The sequence below is a fragment of the Nocardia salmonicida NBRC 13393 genome, assembly GCF_001613085.1.
Lineage (GTDB): Bacteria > Actinomycetota > Actinomycetes > Mycobacteriales > Mycobacteriaceae > Nocardia > Nocardia salmonicida.
Window position 1 is genome coordinate 1 of sequence record NZ_BDBR01000050.1, and the last position, 15683, is coordinate 15683.

Sequence of the window (15683 nt, forward strand, 5' to 3'; positions counted from 1 at the left end):
CGGCGGGGCCGGTCAGCGCGGGTTCGCGCGGCGCGGAGCCGTCGGCGCCCGCCATCAGGGTGCTCACGTCCCACAGCACGCGCGAGAGCGGCACGTCGAGTGCCTCGCAGATGCTGGCGAGCAGTTCACTGGAGGCTTCCTTGCGGCCGCGCTCCACTTCCGACAGATAGCCGAGGCTCACGCGCGCCGAGGTCGACACCTCGCGCAGCGTTCGATGCTGGGCGAGACGCGCACGCCGCAGACTGTCCCCGATTGCCTCCCGCAGCAGCGTCATCTCGTTCTCCTCCACCTCGTGTCACCGCCGTAGCGGTGCTCACCTCTTTCTGGCACAACGTCGAGCATGGACCGGTGGTTCCCGAACCGGGCTACTTCACACTGACACAGCGCAGCAACTCACGCACCGCACTGTGCACCGCACCGAGTCTGATCGTCCACCGGTCACCGTGCAGTTTCAACCGGACCACTTCACTGTGACGTGGACCGGCCAACCCGAGGTATACCGTGCCGACGGGATGCCCGTCCTGGGAATCGGGTCCGGCGACCCCGGTCAATCCGACACCCCAGTCCGCGCCGCACTGCTCCCGCGCCCCCACGGCCAGCTGTTCGGCGGTCGAGGCGGCGACCGGGCCGTCGGTCCGAAGCAGGTGGTCGTCGACGCGGGCCAGGCGACTCTTGAGGTCGGTGGCGTAGACGATCAATCCGCCCCGCAACACCGCACTCGCACCGGGGACGCCCGCCACCGTGGCAGCCAGCAGACCCGCGGTGAGCGATTCGGCCGTGGCGACGGTCTGACCCGCCGCGTTCAGGGCCCTGACCAGTTCGGCGACCGGCGCACCGTCGACGAGCGGATCACTCACGAGCGCGACCGTCCACCCGCCAGCCACACTCTGGTCGCCTGCCCCACGTAATCCAGGCCGGTGATCACCGTGAGCGCCACGGCCAGATACATCAGCCACATGCCCGCGGTGGCGAACACACCCGACAGGGGCAGCACCAGCAGCGCGATCGCAACCGACTGCACCAGCGTCTTCAGCTTGCCGCCCCGCCCCGCCGGGATCACCCCGCGCCGCACGACCACCAGTCGCAGCAGCGTGATGCCGATTTCGCGGCCGACGACGACCACGGTGATCCACCACGGCAGATCGCCGAGTACCGAGAGCCCGATCAGCGCCGATCCGATCAGCGCCTTGTCCGCGATGGGGTCGGCGAGCTTGCCGAAATCGGTGACCAGCCCGTATTTGCGCGCCAGTTGCCCGTCGAAGCGGTCGGTGATCGCGGCCAGGCCGAAAACCGCCGCGGCGATGACTCGCCAGCGGGTGTCGTGCCCGCCCTCGGCGAACAGCGCCAGCACGAACAGCGGCACCAGCACGATGCGGGCGATGGTCAACACATTGGCGATATTGAGCAGCGGAACCTGAGTCTCCGGCACCGAATGCATCGGTGTCGCCGCACTCGACCCACGATCGATCTCTTCGGGTCGCACGCTCATGCCCCGCCCTCTCGGCATTCACCGGCACTGCGCCGAAATCCAACGGTTTCGCGAGCTGTTTGCTCGCTCGATCGGCGCCACGCGATCCGGTCGTCGAGCCCGGCGCGATGCGAGGAGCGGAACGACAGGATGTGCGGCACATGTTCAGACTATCGGTAACCGGTCCGACTACTCTGCACCCATGACCTCACGGGGACCCTCGAGCAGTCCGACCAGCGAAGCGCATGCTGTCGCGCCCACTGTGGCGCCTGTTTCCGGCGTGGTCGTGCGACGAGCGCGAACCTCCGATGTCCCCGAGATCAAGCGCCTGGTCGACGAGTACGCCGGGCGCATCCTGCTGGAGAAGAACCTGGTCACGCTGTACGAATCGGTGCAGGAATTCTGGGTCGCCGAGCTCGACGGACAGGTCGTCGGCTGTGGCGCGTTGCACGTGCTGTGGGCCGATCTGGGCGAAGTTCGCACTGTCGCAGTGGATCCCGTCGTCAAGGGCCGCGGCGTCGGCGGCGCGGTGGTCGAGCACCTGGTGACCGTCGCCCGCGAACTGCAGTTGCAGCGTGTGTTCGTGCTCACTTTCGAAGTGGACTTCTTCGGCAGGCACGGGTTCGTCGAGATCGACGGCACGCCCGTCACCGCCGAGGTCTACGCCGAGATGTGCCGCTCCTACGACACAGGTGTCGCCGAATTCCTCGACCTCAGCTTCGTCAAGCCCAACACCCTCGGCAACACCCGCATGCTGCTCACCCTCTAGAGAATCCATCGCGAGAAAGTGATCGACTGTGCCGATCTTCGCTGTCCACTACACCTACTCCGAGTCCACCGCGGCCGACCGAGCGACCAACCGACCCGAGCACCGGGGCTGGTTGAACGCTCTGGTCGACGCGGGCACGGTGCTCAGTAGCGGCCCCTACCCCGACGGTACGGGCGCGCTGCTGCTGTTCCGCGCCGAGGACGGGCCCTCGCTGACCGATCTGCTGAGCAACGACCCGTTCGCGAAGCTCGGCCTGATCGATGCCGTCCGCGTGGTCGAGTGGCTGCCGGTGATGGGCGCCTTCGCCGAATAGTCGATGCGCACACAACACTGCCCGGAACCCCAGCGGTTCCGGGCAGTGTCGTTGTGAGTCGTGTCAGGCGTTGGTGTGGCGGGTGCGCAGCAAGCTCGCCACCGTCGCGATGACCAAGATGCCGATGATGACGCTCAGCGAGACCACCGTGGAGATCTCCGGGACGCTCACGTGCTCGCCGCCGTTGATGAACGACAGCGTGTTCTCGTGCAGCGCGTGCAGCACCAGCTTCACGCCGATGAACGCCAGGATCGCGGCCAGGCCGTAGGACAGGTACACCAGGCGGTCGAGCAGCCCGCCGATGAGGAAGTACAGCTGACGCAGACCCATCAACGCGAAGGCGTTGGCGGTGAACACCAGGTACGGCTCCTCGGTGAGACCGTAGATCGCCGGAATCGAGTCCAGCGCGAACAGCAGGTCGGCGAAACCGATCGCCAGCAGCGCGAGCAACAGCGGGGTCACTACACGTTTGCCGTCGATCCGGGTGATGAGCTTGTCACCGTCGTACTCGTCGGTGGTGGGCAGGACCCGTTTGGCCAGCGAGACGATGTAGCTGTCGCGTTTCTGCTCGTGTTCGGCCTCGTGCCCGCTCTCGCGCAGCAGATTGATCGCGGTGTAGATCAGGAACGCGCCGAACAGGTAGAACACCCAGCTGTAGGCGCTGATCGCGGCCGCGCCGACTGCGATGAACACACCGCGCATCGCCAGCGCCAGCACGATGCCGATCAGCAGCACCTTCTGCTGATAGATCCGGGGCACGGCGAAGGTGCTCATGATGATGAGGAAGATGAACAGGTTGTCGACCGAGAGCGCTTTCTCGGTGACGAAGCCCGCGTAGTACTCCCCCGAGAAGGTGCCGCCCCACTTCCAGGCGACGAACAGGCCGAACAGCAGCGCCAAAGTGATGTAGACGGCTGACCAGATGCCCGATTCCTTGAAGGTGGGCTCGTGCGGGGTGCGCACGTGGGCGTAGAAGTCGAAGACGAACAGGCCGAGGATCACCAGTCCGGTGATCACCCACTCGAGCGTGGTCACCTGCATGTGGTGGTCCGATCGATGAAGTTCATGCCGTCCATCATGCCCGAATTGTCCGTTTCAGTTGGCTTGCAGAACGATTGCCCGCCATGATTTCACACACATCGGCGGCCGCGCACATGCCGCGCACACGAAAAAGCCCTATCGCCCCGTCCGCGCTCGCTGCTACCGTCACCGCATCACCCCGACAACACAGACCCGAGAGGAGCGAGCCGTGACCGAATCCACCGCGCAGATCAAGCGCCGAAACGCGATGCACCGGCTCTGCCCCGGTGTCCTGATGTCGGGTACCCGCCTCGCGCGCGCCCGCTTCACCGCCTGACAAGGCGATCGCCGCCCGATCCACCTCCGGGCATTCGATGACCACGAGCCGTGCCAGGTCCCTCCTCGTTCGTCGCCGTCTGCTTCCGGCACGGTCAGAGCAAACCGGGAACGGCGTCACTCGTCGTCGGACGCGCCCGGATCGCCGCCACGAATCGACCACAGCAAACCGTCCAGCTCATCGGGCTTGATCAACACGTCGCGCGCCTTCGAGCCCTCGCTGGGACCGACCACACCGCGGGTCTCCATCAGGTCCATCAACCGGCCCGCCTTGGCGAAGCCGACCCGCAGCTTGCGTTGCAGCATCGAGGTGGACCCGAACTGCGAGGTGACCACCAGTTCCACGGCCTGCAGCAACACGTCCATGTCGTCGCCGATATCGGGGTCGACGTCCTTGACCTCGCCGGCCTTGGCCGCGGTGACGCCCTCCTGGTATTCGGGTTCGGCCTGGGTCTTGCTGAACTCGACAACGGCCTGGATCTCCTCGTCGGAGATGAACGCGCCCTGCAGACGGGTCGGCTTGCCCTGCCCCATCGGCAGGAACAGCCCGTCGCCCATGCCGATGAGTTTCTCGGCACCCGGCTGGTCCAGGATGACGCGCGAGTCGGTGAGCGAGGAGGTGGCGAACGCCAGCCGCGAGGGCACATTGGTCTTGATCAGACCGGTCACCACGTCCACCGAGGGGCGCTGGGTGGCCAGCACCAGGTGGATACCGGCGGCGCGCGCCTTCTGGGTGATCCGCACGATCGCGTCCTCGACATCGCGCGGGGCGGTCATCATCAGGTCGGCGAGCTCGTCGACGATGGCCAGGATGTACGGGTAGGGCCGGTAGACGCGTTCACTGCCCAGCGGGGCCGTGATCTTGCCCGATCGCACGTTCTTGTTGAAGTCGTCGATGTGGCGGACCTTGTTGGCCTGCATGTCCTGATAGCGCTGTTCCATCTCCTCGACCAGCCAGGCCAGCGCGGCGGCGGCCTTCTTCGGCTGGGTGATGATGGGCGTGATCAGGTGCGGAATGCCCTCGTAGGGCGTGAGTTCCACCATCTTCGGGTCGATCAGGATCATCCTGACCTCTTCGGGGGTGGCCCGGTGCAGCAGCGAGACCAGCATCGAGTTCACGAAGCTCGACTTACCCGAGCCGGTGGAACCGGCCACCAACAGGTGCGGCATCTTGGCCAGGTTCGCCGAGACGAACTCGCCCTCGATGTTCTTGCCGAGGCCGATCACCAGCGGATGGTGGTCGTTGCGGGTATGCGGCGACTTCAGTACGTCGGCCAGGCGCACCAATTCGCGGTCGGCGTTGGGCACCTCGATGCCGACGGCCGATTTGCCGGGGATGGGCGCGAGCAGGCGCACGTTCTCGGTGGCGACGGCGTAGGCCAGGTTGCGGGCCAGCGCGGTGATCTTCTCGACCTTGACGCCGGGACCGAGTTCCACCTCGTAGCGGGTGACCGTCGGGCCGCGCACGAAGCCGGTGACCGCGGCATCGATCTTGAACTGCACCAGCACCTCGGTGATCGCCTCGATCATCGATTCGTTGGCCGCCGAACGCTTCTTGGGCGGATCGCCGTCGAGCAGCAGGGTCAGCGGGGGCAGCGTGTAGTCGCCGTCGACGACGCGATCGGTGACGAACTCCGGTGCCGGTGGCGGCGGCGGGGTCTGGTCGACCGGCTTGGCCACCGGACGCTTGCGCGCCGGTTTCGGCGCGGGCGCGGGCGGTTCCTCGATCGGCTTGGCATCGCGCAGCGGCGGTTCGCCCAGCGACTCGGTGACCGCGTCGGAGCCGCCGAACTCCTCGGGCGGGTAGTTGTCGTCGGGGTCGGCGCCACGGCGACGGGTTCGGTTGCGGTGCACCGGGAATCCGTCGGCGTCGTAGTTGGCCGGATCGTAGGGGTCGCTGTCATCGGCGTATTCGCCGAGACCGAAGTATTCGCGCAGCTTGGTGGGCACCTCGCGCACCGTGGTTCCGGTGAGCAGCAACACGCCGAACATCATGGCCAGCAACAGGATCGGCAGCGCGAGCCAGGGCGTGAGGCCCTGGCCGAGCGGTCCACCGATCGCGTATCCCACCGCGCCCGCCGCCGTGGAGCGGCCGTCCGCGTCGGTCGGGGACCCGGCCGCCAGATGCCACACGCCCAGCGCGGGCAGCACAACAAGCAGCCCACCGAGGACCAGCCGCGGCCGGATCTCCGGGTGCGGTTCGGTGCGCATCAGCACCACCGCGAGCGCGACCAGCAGAATCGGCGCGAGCACGGCCGCCGAACCGGCGATCGCCCGCACGACGTCTTCGAGGAAACGGCCGACCGGTCCGCCCGCCGAGAGCCACATCGCGGCGGCGATGATCGCGCTCAACGCGATGAGCGCCAGGCCGATGCCGTCGCGACGGTGCCCGTGGTCGAGTTCGCCTGCCCGGCTCAGCGTGCGCGTGGTGGCGCCGACCCCGCGCGCCAGCATGGTCCAGCCACTGCCGATGCCGCGGCTGATCACAGCCAGCGGAGCGGTGTCGGAGGCACGTTTGACCGGCCTGCGCACGGGTGTGGTGCGCCCACGGGGAGCCGCCGTCGCTCGCGGGGTCGCCGAACGAGACCGCGCCGCCGGCGTCCGCCCCCTGGTCGATCCCGCCCGCGCACGAGAGGTCGTGGTGCTGCGGGACTTACCTGCCATGACCTCAGGCTAGCCGCTCGAGCACCTCCGAGACCATCCGCAACACTGGTCCCACCCCGCTCGCCGGGGTGATCCAGGGTGGATGCGCAGGTCGCAGCGCCCCGGTCAGCGCGGGGAAATCTCGCCGGGAACCGCGTTTCGCGGGCCCGCACTTACGGAATCCTTGTCGATCGCCATTGATTCGGGCGAGCGCGGGCTCGCTGGTCTAGCGCGGGCGCCGTAACCCTCGGTACGTTGGCGGCGCTCTATCGGGTCGTCGACCCGTGCAGATGAAGGGGACGCTACAAGTGAAGAGAATGCTCACCAGCGCGGCCGTGCTCGGTGCCACCGCGGCAGCAGTGTTCGCGGGACACATCGCACCGGCCCAGGCGCAGTCGGGCAATTACGGCGCCATCGCGGTGTCGGTCAGACCGGGGGTCTACGGGTACGCCACTGATTACAGCAGCTATGCCGATGCCGAGGCGGGCGCCATGGCGGCCTGCCTGCGGGGCGGTGGCGGGAGCGGGTGCGATGTGAAGGTGTCCTACCGCAACGGCTGCGGCGCCATCGCCGTCTCGCGCGGTTGGTGGAGCTACGGCTCCGCGTCGACGATCGGCGGCGCCAAACGCGAAGCGCTGAACAACAATCCGGGCAACGCCTCTATCAAGCACTGGAACTGCACCAGCGGCTACCAGCTCTAGCCCGACCCGTTCCGACCATGATCATGGGAGTTGTAGTGAATATCCGTCCAGTGAAAACCGCCGCTGTCCTCGTCGCGATCGTCGCGGCGCTCGGCCTCGGCGCGTGCGGTTCCGACGCGGGCTCGACCAGTACGAGCACGGGAACCACGACGAGCAAAGCCGGCGCCTTCGAAACGGGCGACGCCAAATCGGGCAAGGAAGAGGGCGGCGAGCCCGCGGCCACCACGGTGCCCAACCTGCCCAAACCGACCGCCGCCGAGCTGAACAGCCGGGTGACCAAGGCTCTCGCGGGCCAGCTGACCGGCGAGGAGAAGAAGACCTACATCGAGGACGCCGACCAGGATCCGATGCTGGTCGACAAGTTCGTCGAGGCGGCGAACCAGAACAACGTCAAGGTCGCCATCACCACCGTCGGCGACCCCGTCGATGGGAAGCTCAAGGCGAACGCCGATGTCACCATCGACGGGACCCCGGTGAAGGATGCCTTCGTCGACTTCGTCGCCGAGGACGATTCCTGGAAGGTCTCGCACGTGTTCGCGTGCAACATCGTGAAGTCGGCCCAGCTCGACTCCGCGGCCTGCCAGGCCTGAGAACCGGAATCCGTCCGAGGACAAAGAAAACCGCTGGGCGACCATGTCGCCCAGCGGTTTTCCGTTGATCTGTATCAGTCGATCAGACGGCGACGACCGTCGGCACGATCATCGGACGACGACGGTAGACGTCGGCGACCCAGCGGCCCACCACCCGGCGCACGCCCTGGGCGATGCGATGGGTGTCGGTGATGCCCTCACCGGCCAGGCGCAGCAGTTCCGCCTCGACCAGTTCGTTCGCGCCGTCGAGCGCGGTCCGGTCGTCGGAGAAGCCGCGCCCGTTGAGCTCAGGCGTGCTGACCGCCTTGCCGGTGGTCGAGTCGATGACGATGGTGATCGAGATGAAGCCACCCTCGCCGAGGACCAGGCGGTCCGACAGGGTGGACTCGCCGACGTCACCGACCGAGAGGCCGTCGACGTAGACGTGCCCGACCGGCACGCGGCCGACGATGGAGGCGATGCCGTCGACCAGGTCGACCACCACGCCGTCCTCGGCCAGCATGACCCGCTCCTCGGGCACACCGGTCGCCACGGCCAGTGCGGCGTTGGCGCGCAGGTGGCGCCATTCGCCGTGCACGGGCATGGCGTTGGTGGGGCGCACCGCGTTGTACAGGTACAGCAGCTCACCGGCGGAGGCGTGCCCGGAGACGTGCACCTTCGCGTTCTGCTGGGTGATCACGGTCGCGCCGAGCCGGGCCAGGCCGTTGACCACGGCGAACACCGAGTTCTCGTTACCGGGGATCAGCGAGGACGCCAGCACCACCAGGTCGTCGGCACGGATGTTGATCTGGCGGTGCTCGCCGCGCGCCATCCGCGACAGCGCCGACAGTGGCTCGCCCTGCGAACCGGTGGAGATCAGCACCAGGCGGTTGCCGGGCAGGTTCGCGGCCTGGTCGAGGGTGACCACGACATTGTCGGGCACCGTCAGGTAGCCCAGGTCCTGCGCGATCTCCATGTTGCGCACCATCGAACGGCCGACGAAGCAGACCTTGCGGTTGTACTTCTGCGCCACGTCGACGACCTGCTGGATGCGGTGCACGTGGCTGGCGAACGAGGCCACGATGACGCGATTGGTGGCCTTGCCGATGACATTGTCGAGCACGCCGCCGATCTCGCGCTCGGGAGTCACGAAGCCGGGGACCTCGGCGTTGGTGGAGTCGACCAGGAACAGGTCGACGCCCTCGTCGCCCAGGCGCGAGAAGCCGGCCAGGTCGGTGAGGCGGCCGTCGAGCGGCAGCTGGTCGAGCTTGATGTCACCGGTGTGCAGCACCACGCCCGCGCCGGTGCGGATCGCGACCGCCAGTGCATCGGGGATCGAGTGGTTGACCGCGAAGTACTCGATCTCGAACGGGCCGTGCACGGTGGTCTCGCCCTCGGCGACCTCGCGCAGCTTGGGCTGCAAGCGGTGCTCGCGAGCTTTCGCCGCCACCAGGGCGAGGGTGAACCTGGCGCCGATCACCGGGATGTCCTGGCGCAGACGCAGCAGGAACGGCACGGCACCGATGTGGTCCTCGTGGCCGTGGGTGAGCACGATGGCCTCGACGTCGGCCATCCGGTCCTCGATGGGCCCGAAGTCCGGCAGGATCAGGTCCACGCCGGGCTGCTGGTCCTCGGGGAACAGCACACCGCAGTCGACGATCAGCAGCTTGCCGCCGTATTCGAATACGGTCATGTTGCGGCCGATTTCGCCGATACCGCCCAGTGCGAACAGGCGAAGACCGTTCTTCGCCAGCTTCGGCGGCGGGCCCAGCTTGTCGTGGGCGGCCTTCTCGCGCGGCTCGGCTACCGGTGCCGCACCGCGACCACGACCGCCGCCCTGCCTGCCACGACCGCCGCCACGGGACTGCTCGGCGGCGGGCTTGCTCTTGGCTTCGGCCTGCTTGCCCTTGGCTTCGGTGGCCGGCTTCGTCCTGGCACGGCGCGGCGCGGTCTTCTTCGCGGTGACGCCTTCCTCGGCGACGCCGCGCAGGTCGGTGCCCGCTTCGGCGGCACCCGCCAGGTTCGCCTCGGCGGCGACCTCGGCGATCGGTTCGGCGATAGCCGGAGCTTTCACCGCGGCCTGCACACTCTCCACGGGTGTCGGCTCGGGCGCACCGGCGGCACGCGATGCCGAACGGCGACGGGGCTTACGGGCTACGGGTTCGGTCATGCCGACACCCCCGCTGCCTGCAGATCGAGCATCAGTTCCTCCAGTTGTGCCTGCGTCGGCATCAGCTGGGGCAAACGGGGCTCACCTACATCGATGCCGAGCAATCGGAGTCCTCCCTTACACATCGCCACACCTCCCAGGCGGGTCATGGCCGCGTACAGCGGCAGTAGTGTCGCGTTGATCTCTCGCGCCCTGGCCACGTCACCGGTGGTGTAGGCCTGGTGGATCTCGCGCAGTCGTTCCGGCACGAGATGGCCGATGACGCTGATGAATCCGATCGCACCGACCGAGAGCCAGGGCAGATTCAGGCCGTCGTCACCGGAGTAGAAATCCAGATCGGTGGTCGCGATGAGATCGGCTCCGGAGACGAGATCGCCCTTGGCATCCTTCACCGCGACGATGTTGGGATGCTCGGCAAGGCGCCGGATCGTGTCGATGGCGATAGGCACCACCGACCTCGGTGGAATGTCGTAGAGGGTGATCGGCAGCGCGGTGGAGTCGGCGACCGCGGTGAAGTGCGCGATCAGGCCCTCCTGCGTGGGCCGCGAGTAATACGGCGTCACGACGAGCAGACCGTGCGCGCCCGCGTTCTCGGCGGCACGCGCCAGTTCGATCGAATGCGCGGTGTCGTAGGTACCCGCCCCGGCGACCACGGTGGCCCGGTCGCCGACGCCGTCGACGACGGCCCGCAGCAGGTCCGCCTTCTCGGTTTCGGTGGTGGTCGGCGACTCGCCGGTGGTACCCGAGATGATCAGCAGGTCGACCCCACGGTCGACCAGGTGTGCCGCCAGTGCGACACCGGCATCGACGTCGAGCTTGCCCGCAGCGCTGAAGGGGGTCACCATCGCGACACCTACCGTGCCGGACGCGCGCAGCTCCGTTGGCGTCGATTCACCGTTCGTCATGGTCAGAAAGGCTACCCGGTCGCCGGATGTGTCTCGACACCCTAGCGGCCGAAGCGGCGGCCGGTGGGCGCCTTCCACCTTGCGTGATGTCATATATGACGTCACACTGATGTCATGGATCTGAATGCTCATACCGCGCGGTTGCGCGAGGAACTGATCGCCGCCGCCGCGCTCGGCGACGAGAAAACGCAGGCCACCGCCGCCGCCCTCGCCGCCGCGGTGGAGAGCTCGAGTCGGCTGGTACTGCTCTCGGCGCTGTCGGAACTGGCCGCCGAGATCAGCACCGAGCTCGGCGACCGCACCGTGCACGTCCGGCTGGAGGGCACCGAGGCGAAGGCCGACGTGCGCAAGAACACCCCGCCCGGGGCGGAGGAACCCCAGACTTTCGAGGAGATGACCGGCGACATCAGCCGGGTGACCCTGCGACTGGTCGAACAGCTCAAGTCGCGCGCGGAGGAGGCGGCCCAGCAGAACGGCCAGTCGCTGAACTCCTGGCTCTCCGGCGCCGTCAGCGGCGCGTTGAAGGATCAGATGCGCGGCTACGGCGGCAAGGGCTGGTAGACGCGGCCGCGATCAGAGCAGCGGGGCGAGATCGCCGCGTTCGCCGATAACGACTTCGTCGAGTTCGAGCCAGTCGGCCATTTCCCGCAGCGCCCCGCGCAATGCCTGAGCGGTCTCGGCGGTGGCGTAGCCGGGCTCGGCGAACGCGGCGGGGGCGAGCAGTCGGCCGGTGGCGCGTTCGGCGCGCAGATCCACCCGGCCGACGAGCTTGCCGTCGACGAGCAGCGGGAAGACGTAATAGCCGTGCACCCGTTTGGGTTCGGGGGTGTAGATCTCGATCCGGTAGTGGAAGTCGAAGACCCGCTGGGTGCGCGGACGGAAGAAGATCAGCGGATCGAACGGGCACAGCAGTGCGGTGCCGGTGATCCGGCGCGGGGTGGCGGCCTCCGGGTGCAGGTAGGCGGGCGCATCCCAGCCGTCGACGTCGACCGGCAGTAGTTCGCCCGCGTCGACCAGGTCGGCGATCGCCGGGGCGCTCTGGCGACGGGCCAGGCGGTAGTAGTCGCGCAGGTCGGCCTCGGTGCCGATACCGAGGGCGCGGCTGGAGCGGCGGATCAGCTCACGCACGGCGTCTTCCTCACCGATCTCGCGGCCGAGCACGTCGGCCGGGACGACGCGTTCGGTGAGGTCGTAGTGCCGGGTGAAGCCCACTCGACGCGCGGTGGACAGCTCCCCCGCGGCGAAGAGCTGCTCGCAGATCATCTTGGTGTCGCTCAGGTTCCACCACGTCCCTTTCAGGCGCGGCTTGTCCAGTTCCAGATGGCGTTCGATCTCCCCCGCGCTCGCCGCGCCCACCTCGGTCACGACATCGAGAATGTCCTTGCCCAGTGTCGGATTGCGTTCGACGACCTTGCGCATCCCCGACCAGCGCCCGTGCCGGTACTCCGCCATCCGCCAGCGCATCAACGGCCAGTCGGCGACCGGGATCAGCGCGGCCTCGTGCGCCCAGTACTCCACCAGCCCCCGCCGAGCCTTCGCGCTGTCGCTCCAGGCGGCGCCGTCGAGCAGGCTGCGATCGTAGGGGCCGATCCGGCTGAACACCGGCGCGTAATGCGCGCGCACCACCGCCGATACCGAATCTATTTGCAGCAGACGGGTTCTGGCGACCACATCGAGAATCGCCCGCCGCTTCGGGTTGGTCGGCTTTCGCTTGCCGAAGCCCTGCGCGGCCAGCGCCGTTCGACGGGCCTGCGCCGCATTCATCCGCTGCATCCCCTCAGCCTGGCACAGGGGTCCGACAGGTTTTCGGCGCTCAGGTGGAGACCCGAACCTCGCCCGCGGTGTCGATCTCGGTCCGTCGATCCCCGCCCGGCGCGGCAGCCAGCACGGTCGCCACCCAGCGTCGACCGACCGGGAGGACTCGCACGGTCACCGAACCCGCTCCCGCCATGTCGAGTTCCTCGACCGCGGCCTCGATCACGTTGTGGCGCACCCACTCCGGTACGCCGAGGAAGCCGCCGTCGTCGAGCAGGGTGACCTCGACCCCGCGCGATCGGGCCGCGCGCGCCGCGGCGCTGAGCCGGTCGGTGACCAGTTGCGGCGCCCGAAGACCGTCGCGCAGTTCGGCTTCGAGCAGCCTGCACTGTTCGCGTTCGGTCTCGGTCAGCTCGATCCCCGCCGCGATGCGGGCCAGCAGCGGCCCGGCCACCCGGTCGAGCGCCCCCAGCTGACGATCACGCTCGGCGTTGGCCGCGGCCAACGCCGCCTCGGTCGCCGCCCGGCGATTGGCCTCGCTGCGCAGTTCCCGCAGCGAACGCTGGGTGGGCCGCACGATCGACATGAACACCGTCACCGCGCCGACCGTGGCCACCGGCGTGAGCGCGCGCACCACGGTTTCGGGATGCCAACTGGTGAACACGCCCATCGCCACCAGCACCGTCGCGGCGGCCGCCACCCCCACCCAGGCCGACAGGATCCGCCCGCGCAGCACCAGCATCGCCAGCAGATACGACGTCGGATAGGCGGTCCACATCTGGTGGGCGAACCCCGAGTCGCTCTCGAGCCATGGCACGGTCAGCGCCATCGCCGCGGGCCCCGCGGACGCCACGAAGATCGTGACGGGCCACGGCAGCGGATCCACCGGGAACACCAGCACCACCAGCGCCGCCACGGTCATCAGCGCCAACGCAGCGAACGCGGCCGCGGGCGGCGCGATATCGAAATTCACCCGCAGATACATCACGATGGTGGCTTCGAAGATCACCACGAACAGCCATGCCGTGCCGTCGCTGAGGCCGAACAGGTCGCGCATCGCGAACGGCAGATCACGCTCGACCATCAACTCCCCCACACCAGAGTCACCACGGTTCCCGCGCCGGGCGCCGATTCCACGAAGGCCGCACCGCCGGCGAGCGCGCGCATCCGGCCCAGAATGCTGCCCGCGATCCCCATCCGGTCGGCCGACACCCGCGCCGGGTCGAACCCGGCGCCGTCATCGGAGAACACCACCCGGATGCCCCCGGTCGCGATGGTCACCGACACCCCACGTCGCACCGTCCGACCCGCGACGTCGGCATGGCGCACGCTGTTGCGCACCGCCTCAGAGAGCGCGGCCCCGAGCACCTGGGCGGCCTCGATCGGCAGGCACAGATCCGCCGCGCGGCGCGAGGACACCTGCACCGGAATCTCGGACTCCGCCTCACGCACCGCCTCACGCAGGAACTCGATCGTCGCGGCGGCGTCGAGGTGGTCGATCTCGGGCGCGGTCCGCGACAGCTCGAGCTGCTCGAGGGTGCGCGCGGCCTGATTGCGCAGCACCGACGAGGACTCCTGCGCCCGCGAGGCTTCCAGCAGCGTCGAGAGCACCGCGTCGTGGATGAGCGCCGCGAAGCGCGCGCCCTCGCGTTCCCTGGCCGACGTCGCCGCGACCGCCGCCGCTCGGCTGCGCTGACGGACCGCTTCCCGGTCGACCCGTTCGGCGGCGGCGCGCGCGTACACCACGCACCACAGGAACAGCGCCGCCACGCCGAGTCCCCTGGTGATGTCGCCGAACAGCGCCCACATCGAACTACCGGGCACGACAAGGGCATTGGACACACTGGTCGCCACCGCGAGCAGGGCGCCGAATCCGGCCGCACCACGCCGGGGCCACGCCAGCCCCGCGGCCATCACGCCCACCGCCAACCCGCGGTAGGGCCATGACGCGAACGAGCCGATGTGCACTACCGAATACACCAGCGGCGTCGCCAAGGTCGCCGCGAGATAACACACCGCGGCCACGGCGGCGGTGCGCCGGATCGCCTCGGCGGGGCCGCGCGTGGACACCAGGGCCAGCACCCCGAACATCACATACGCGGCCGCCAGATGCAGTTCCGGCCAGATCGACTGGTTGATCGGCTGAACCAGCACCGCGGGCAGTTCCAGCACCATCACGATCGTGGCGCCGGTTCCGATCACCAACCCGAGTCTGCGCAGGATCTGTTCGGTCGCCGCCCGCGAGAATTCGACATCGCCGACCGGTGCGGGCGCCGTCGCGACCGCGAGGTCACTCACGTGCGCTGCTGCCTTTCCGGCACGGGCAACCACCCGTCTTCGACGGCCCGTTTGTACAGATCGGTCTTGGTCGGGGCGGGCCGGCCCGCGTCGGCGTATTTCTGCCGGATGCGGCCGAGGTAGTCGTTGACGGTCTGTTCCGACAGGCCGGTCAGCCGCGCCACCCGCGAGGCCTTCTCCCCCGAGGCGTACAGCATCAGCACTTCCTCCTGACGCGGGCTGAGCCCGACGTCGGAGAGCTGGGGATCGCCGTCGATGGCGGCGGCCCAGTCGGTGGTCACCACCTGCTCGCCCGACGCGGCCCGGCGCACCGCCTCGACCACCGTCGCCACGCTCTCCGACTTGCGCAGCACGCCGAGCACACCGGCCTTGGCGGCGGAGCGGACCAGAAAGGCGTTGTCAGCGCCGGTGAACACCAGCACCTCGATGCCGCGTTCACGCAGCGCGGTCACGTTGTCCTCGGGCGTCGACCCGTCGGGCAGGCGCAGGTCGAGGACGACGAGATCGAGATCGGCGGTCTCGGCGAGCAGCCCGGCGACGGATTCGGCCACCGCCACCAGTTCCAGATCGGGTTCGGGGCCGAGCATGGCCGCCAATCCGATCGCCACGGACTCGTGGTCCTCCACCAGCCCGACCCGTCGCACCGTGCGCGTCTGCTCCAACTCGCTCACCGACCACTCCCCATCTGAAGAAACACCCACCGCGGCCAACCCGCAACACGTCGGTCTCGAGTTCT

General features: G+C 68.5%; 16 protein-coding genes. 5 read left to right on the forward strand and 11 right to left on the reverse strand.

Annotation, left to right across the window (positions count from 1 at the left end; all coding sequences use genetic code 11):
* The 3 genes from NS1_RS33630 to pgsA all read right to left on the reverse strand — a co-directional run.
* A partial coding sequence (locus NS1_RS33630; RefSeq protein WP_157125528.1) for a helix-turn-helix domain-containing protein occupies positions 1 to 274 on the reverse strand: 274 nt, incomplete at its 3' end.
* A 91-nt stretch (positions 275 to 365) separates the two neighbouring features.
* Positions 366 to 857, reverse strand: a complete 492-nt coding sequence (locus NS1_RS33635; protein WP_062991124.1) for a CinA family protein — start codon at positions 855 to 857, stop codon at positions 366 to 368.
* Positions 854 to 1438, reverse strand: a complete 585-nt coding sequence (gene pgsA, locus NS1_RS33640) for a CDP-diacylglycerol--glycerol-3-phosphate 3-phosphatidyltransferase (protein ID WP_235569437.1) — start codon at positions 1436 to 1438, stop codon at positions 854 to 856. The genes NS1_RS33635 and pgsA overlap by 4 nt, the downstream gene beginning before the upstream one ends.
* A gap of 232 nt (positions 1439 to 1670) precedes the next feature.
* On the opposite strand from pgsA, the gene NS1_RS33645 reads away from it, so the two are divergent.
* Entirely contained in the window at positions 1671 to 2237 is a 567-nt protein-coding gene (locus NS1_RS33645; RefSeq protein ID WP_131816631.1) for an amino-acid N-acetyltransferase, read from the forward strand.
* 28 nt (positions 2238 to 2265) lie between these two features.
* Entirely contained in the window at positions 2266 to 2550 is a 285-nt protein-coding gene (locus NS1_RS33650; RefSeq protein ID WP_062991054.1) for a YciI family protein, read from the forward strand.
* Between the two features lie 63 nt (positions 2551 to 2613).
* Here the strand turns inward: NS1_RS33650 and NS1_RS33655 are convergent, their stop codons facing one another.
* Entirely contained in the window at positions 2614 to 3591 is a 978-nt protein-coding gene (locus NS1_RS33655; protein WP_062991056.1) for a TerC family protein, read from the reverse strand.
* 432 nt (positions 3592 to 4023) lie between these two features.
* Entirely contained in the window at positions 4024 to 6570 is a 2547-nt protein-coding gene (locus tag NS1_RS33660; RefSeq protein ID WP_062991058.1) for an FtsK/SpoIIIE family DNA translocase, read from the reverse strand.
* A gap of 296 nt (positions 6571 to 6866) precedes the next feature.
* Here NS1_RS33660 and NS1_RS33665 point away from each other — a divergent pair, with 296 nt between their 5' ends.
* Positions 6867 to 7250, forward strand: a complete 384-nt coding sequence (locus NS1_RS33665) for a DUF4189 domain-containing protein (RefSeq protein WP_255284798.1) — start codon at positions 6867 to 6869, stop codon at positions 7248 to 7250.
* A gap of 35 nt (positions 7251 to 7285) precedes the next feature.
* A complete protein-coding gene (locus NS1_RS33670; protein WP_062991063.1) occupies positions 7286 to 7840 on the forward strand; it encodes a WKL family lipoprotein in 555 nt (184 codons plus the stop codon).
* Between the two features lie 82 nt (positions 7841 to 7922).
* On the opposite strand, the gene NS1_RS33675 is transcribed toward NS1_RS33670, so the two are convergent.
* Complete coding sequence (locus tag NS1_RS33675; protein ID WP_062991065.1) at positions 7923 to 9989, reverse strand: ribonuclease J; 2067 nt, start codon at positions 9987 to 9989, stop codon at positions 7923 to 7925.
* Positions 9986 to 10894 carry a 4-hydroxy-tetrahydrodipicolinate synthase gene (dapA, locus tag NS1_RS33680; RefSeq protein ID WP_056811455.1) on the reverse strand — a complete coding sequence of 303 codons (909 nt, stop codon included), beginning with the start codon at positions 10892 to 10894 and terminating at the stop codon, positions 9986 to 9988. Before dapA ends, NS1_RS33675 begins: the two co-directional genes overlap by 4 nt.
* Positions 10895 to 11008: 114 nt before the next feature.
* On the opposite strand from dapA, the gene NS1_RS33685 reads away from it, so the two are divergent.
* On the forward strand, positions 11009 to 11455 hold the full coding sequence (locus NS1_RS33685) for a hypothetical protein (RefSeq protein WP_056811459.1): 447 nt from the start codon (positions 11009 to 11011) through the stop codon (positions 11453 to 11455).
* 12 nt (positions 11456 to 11467) lie between these two features.
* Here NS1_RS33685 and NS1_RS33690 read toward each other — a convergent pair whose 3' ends face one another.
* The 4 genes from NS1_RS33690 to NS1_RS33705 are packed head-to-tail and all read right to left on the reverse strand — an operon-like array spanning position 11468 to position 15618.
* Complete coding sequence (locus NS1_RS33690; RefSeq protein ID WP_062991067.1) at positions 11468 to 12667, reverse strand: winged helix-turn-helix domain-containing protein; 1200 nt, start codon at positions 12665 to 12667, stop codon at positions 11468 to 11470.
* 40 nt (positions 12668 to 12707) lie between these two features.
* Complete coding sequence (locus tag NS1_RS33695; protein ID WP_062991126.1) at positions 12708 to 13733, reverse strand: DUF8320 family protein; 1026 nt, start codon at positions 13731 to 13733, stop codon at positions 12708 to 12710.
* Complete coding sequence (locus tag NS1_RS33700) at positions 13733 to 14947, reverse strand: sensor histidine kinase (protein WP_255284794.1); 1215 nt, start codon at positions 14945 to 14947, stop codon at positions 13733 to 13735. Before NS1_RS33700 ends, NS1_RS33695 begins: the two co-directional genes overlap by 1 nt.
* Entirely contained in the window at positions 14944 to 15618 is a 675-nt protein-coding gene (locus NS1_RS33705) for a response regulator transcription factor (RefSeq protein ID WP_062991071.1), read from the reverse strand. The genes NS1_RS33700 and NS1_RS33705 overlap by 4 nt, the downstream gene beginning before the upstream one ends.
* Between the last annotated feature and the right edge of the window lie 65 nt (positions 15619 to 15683).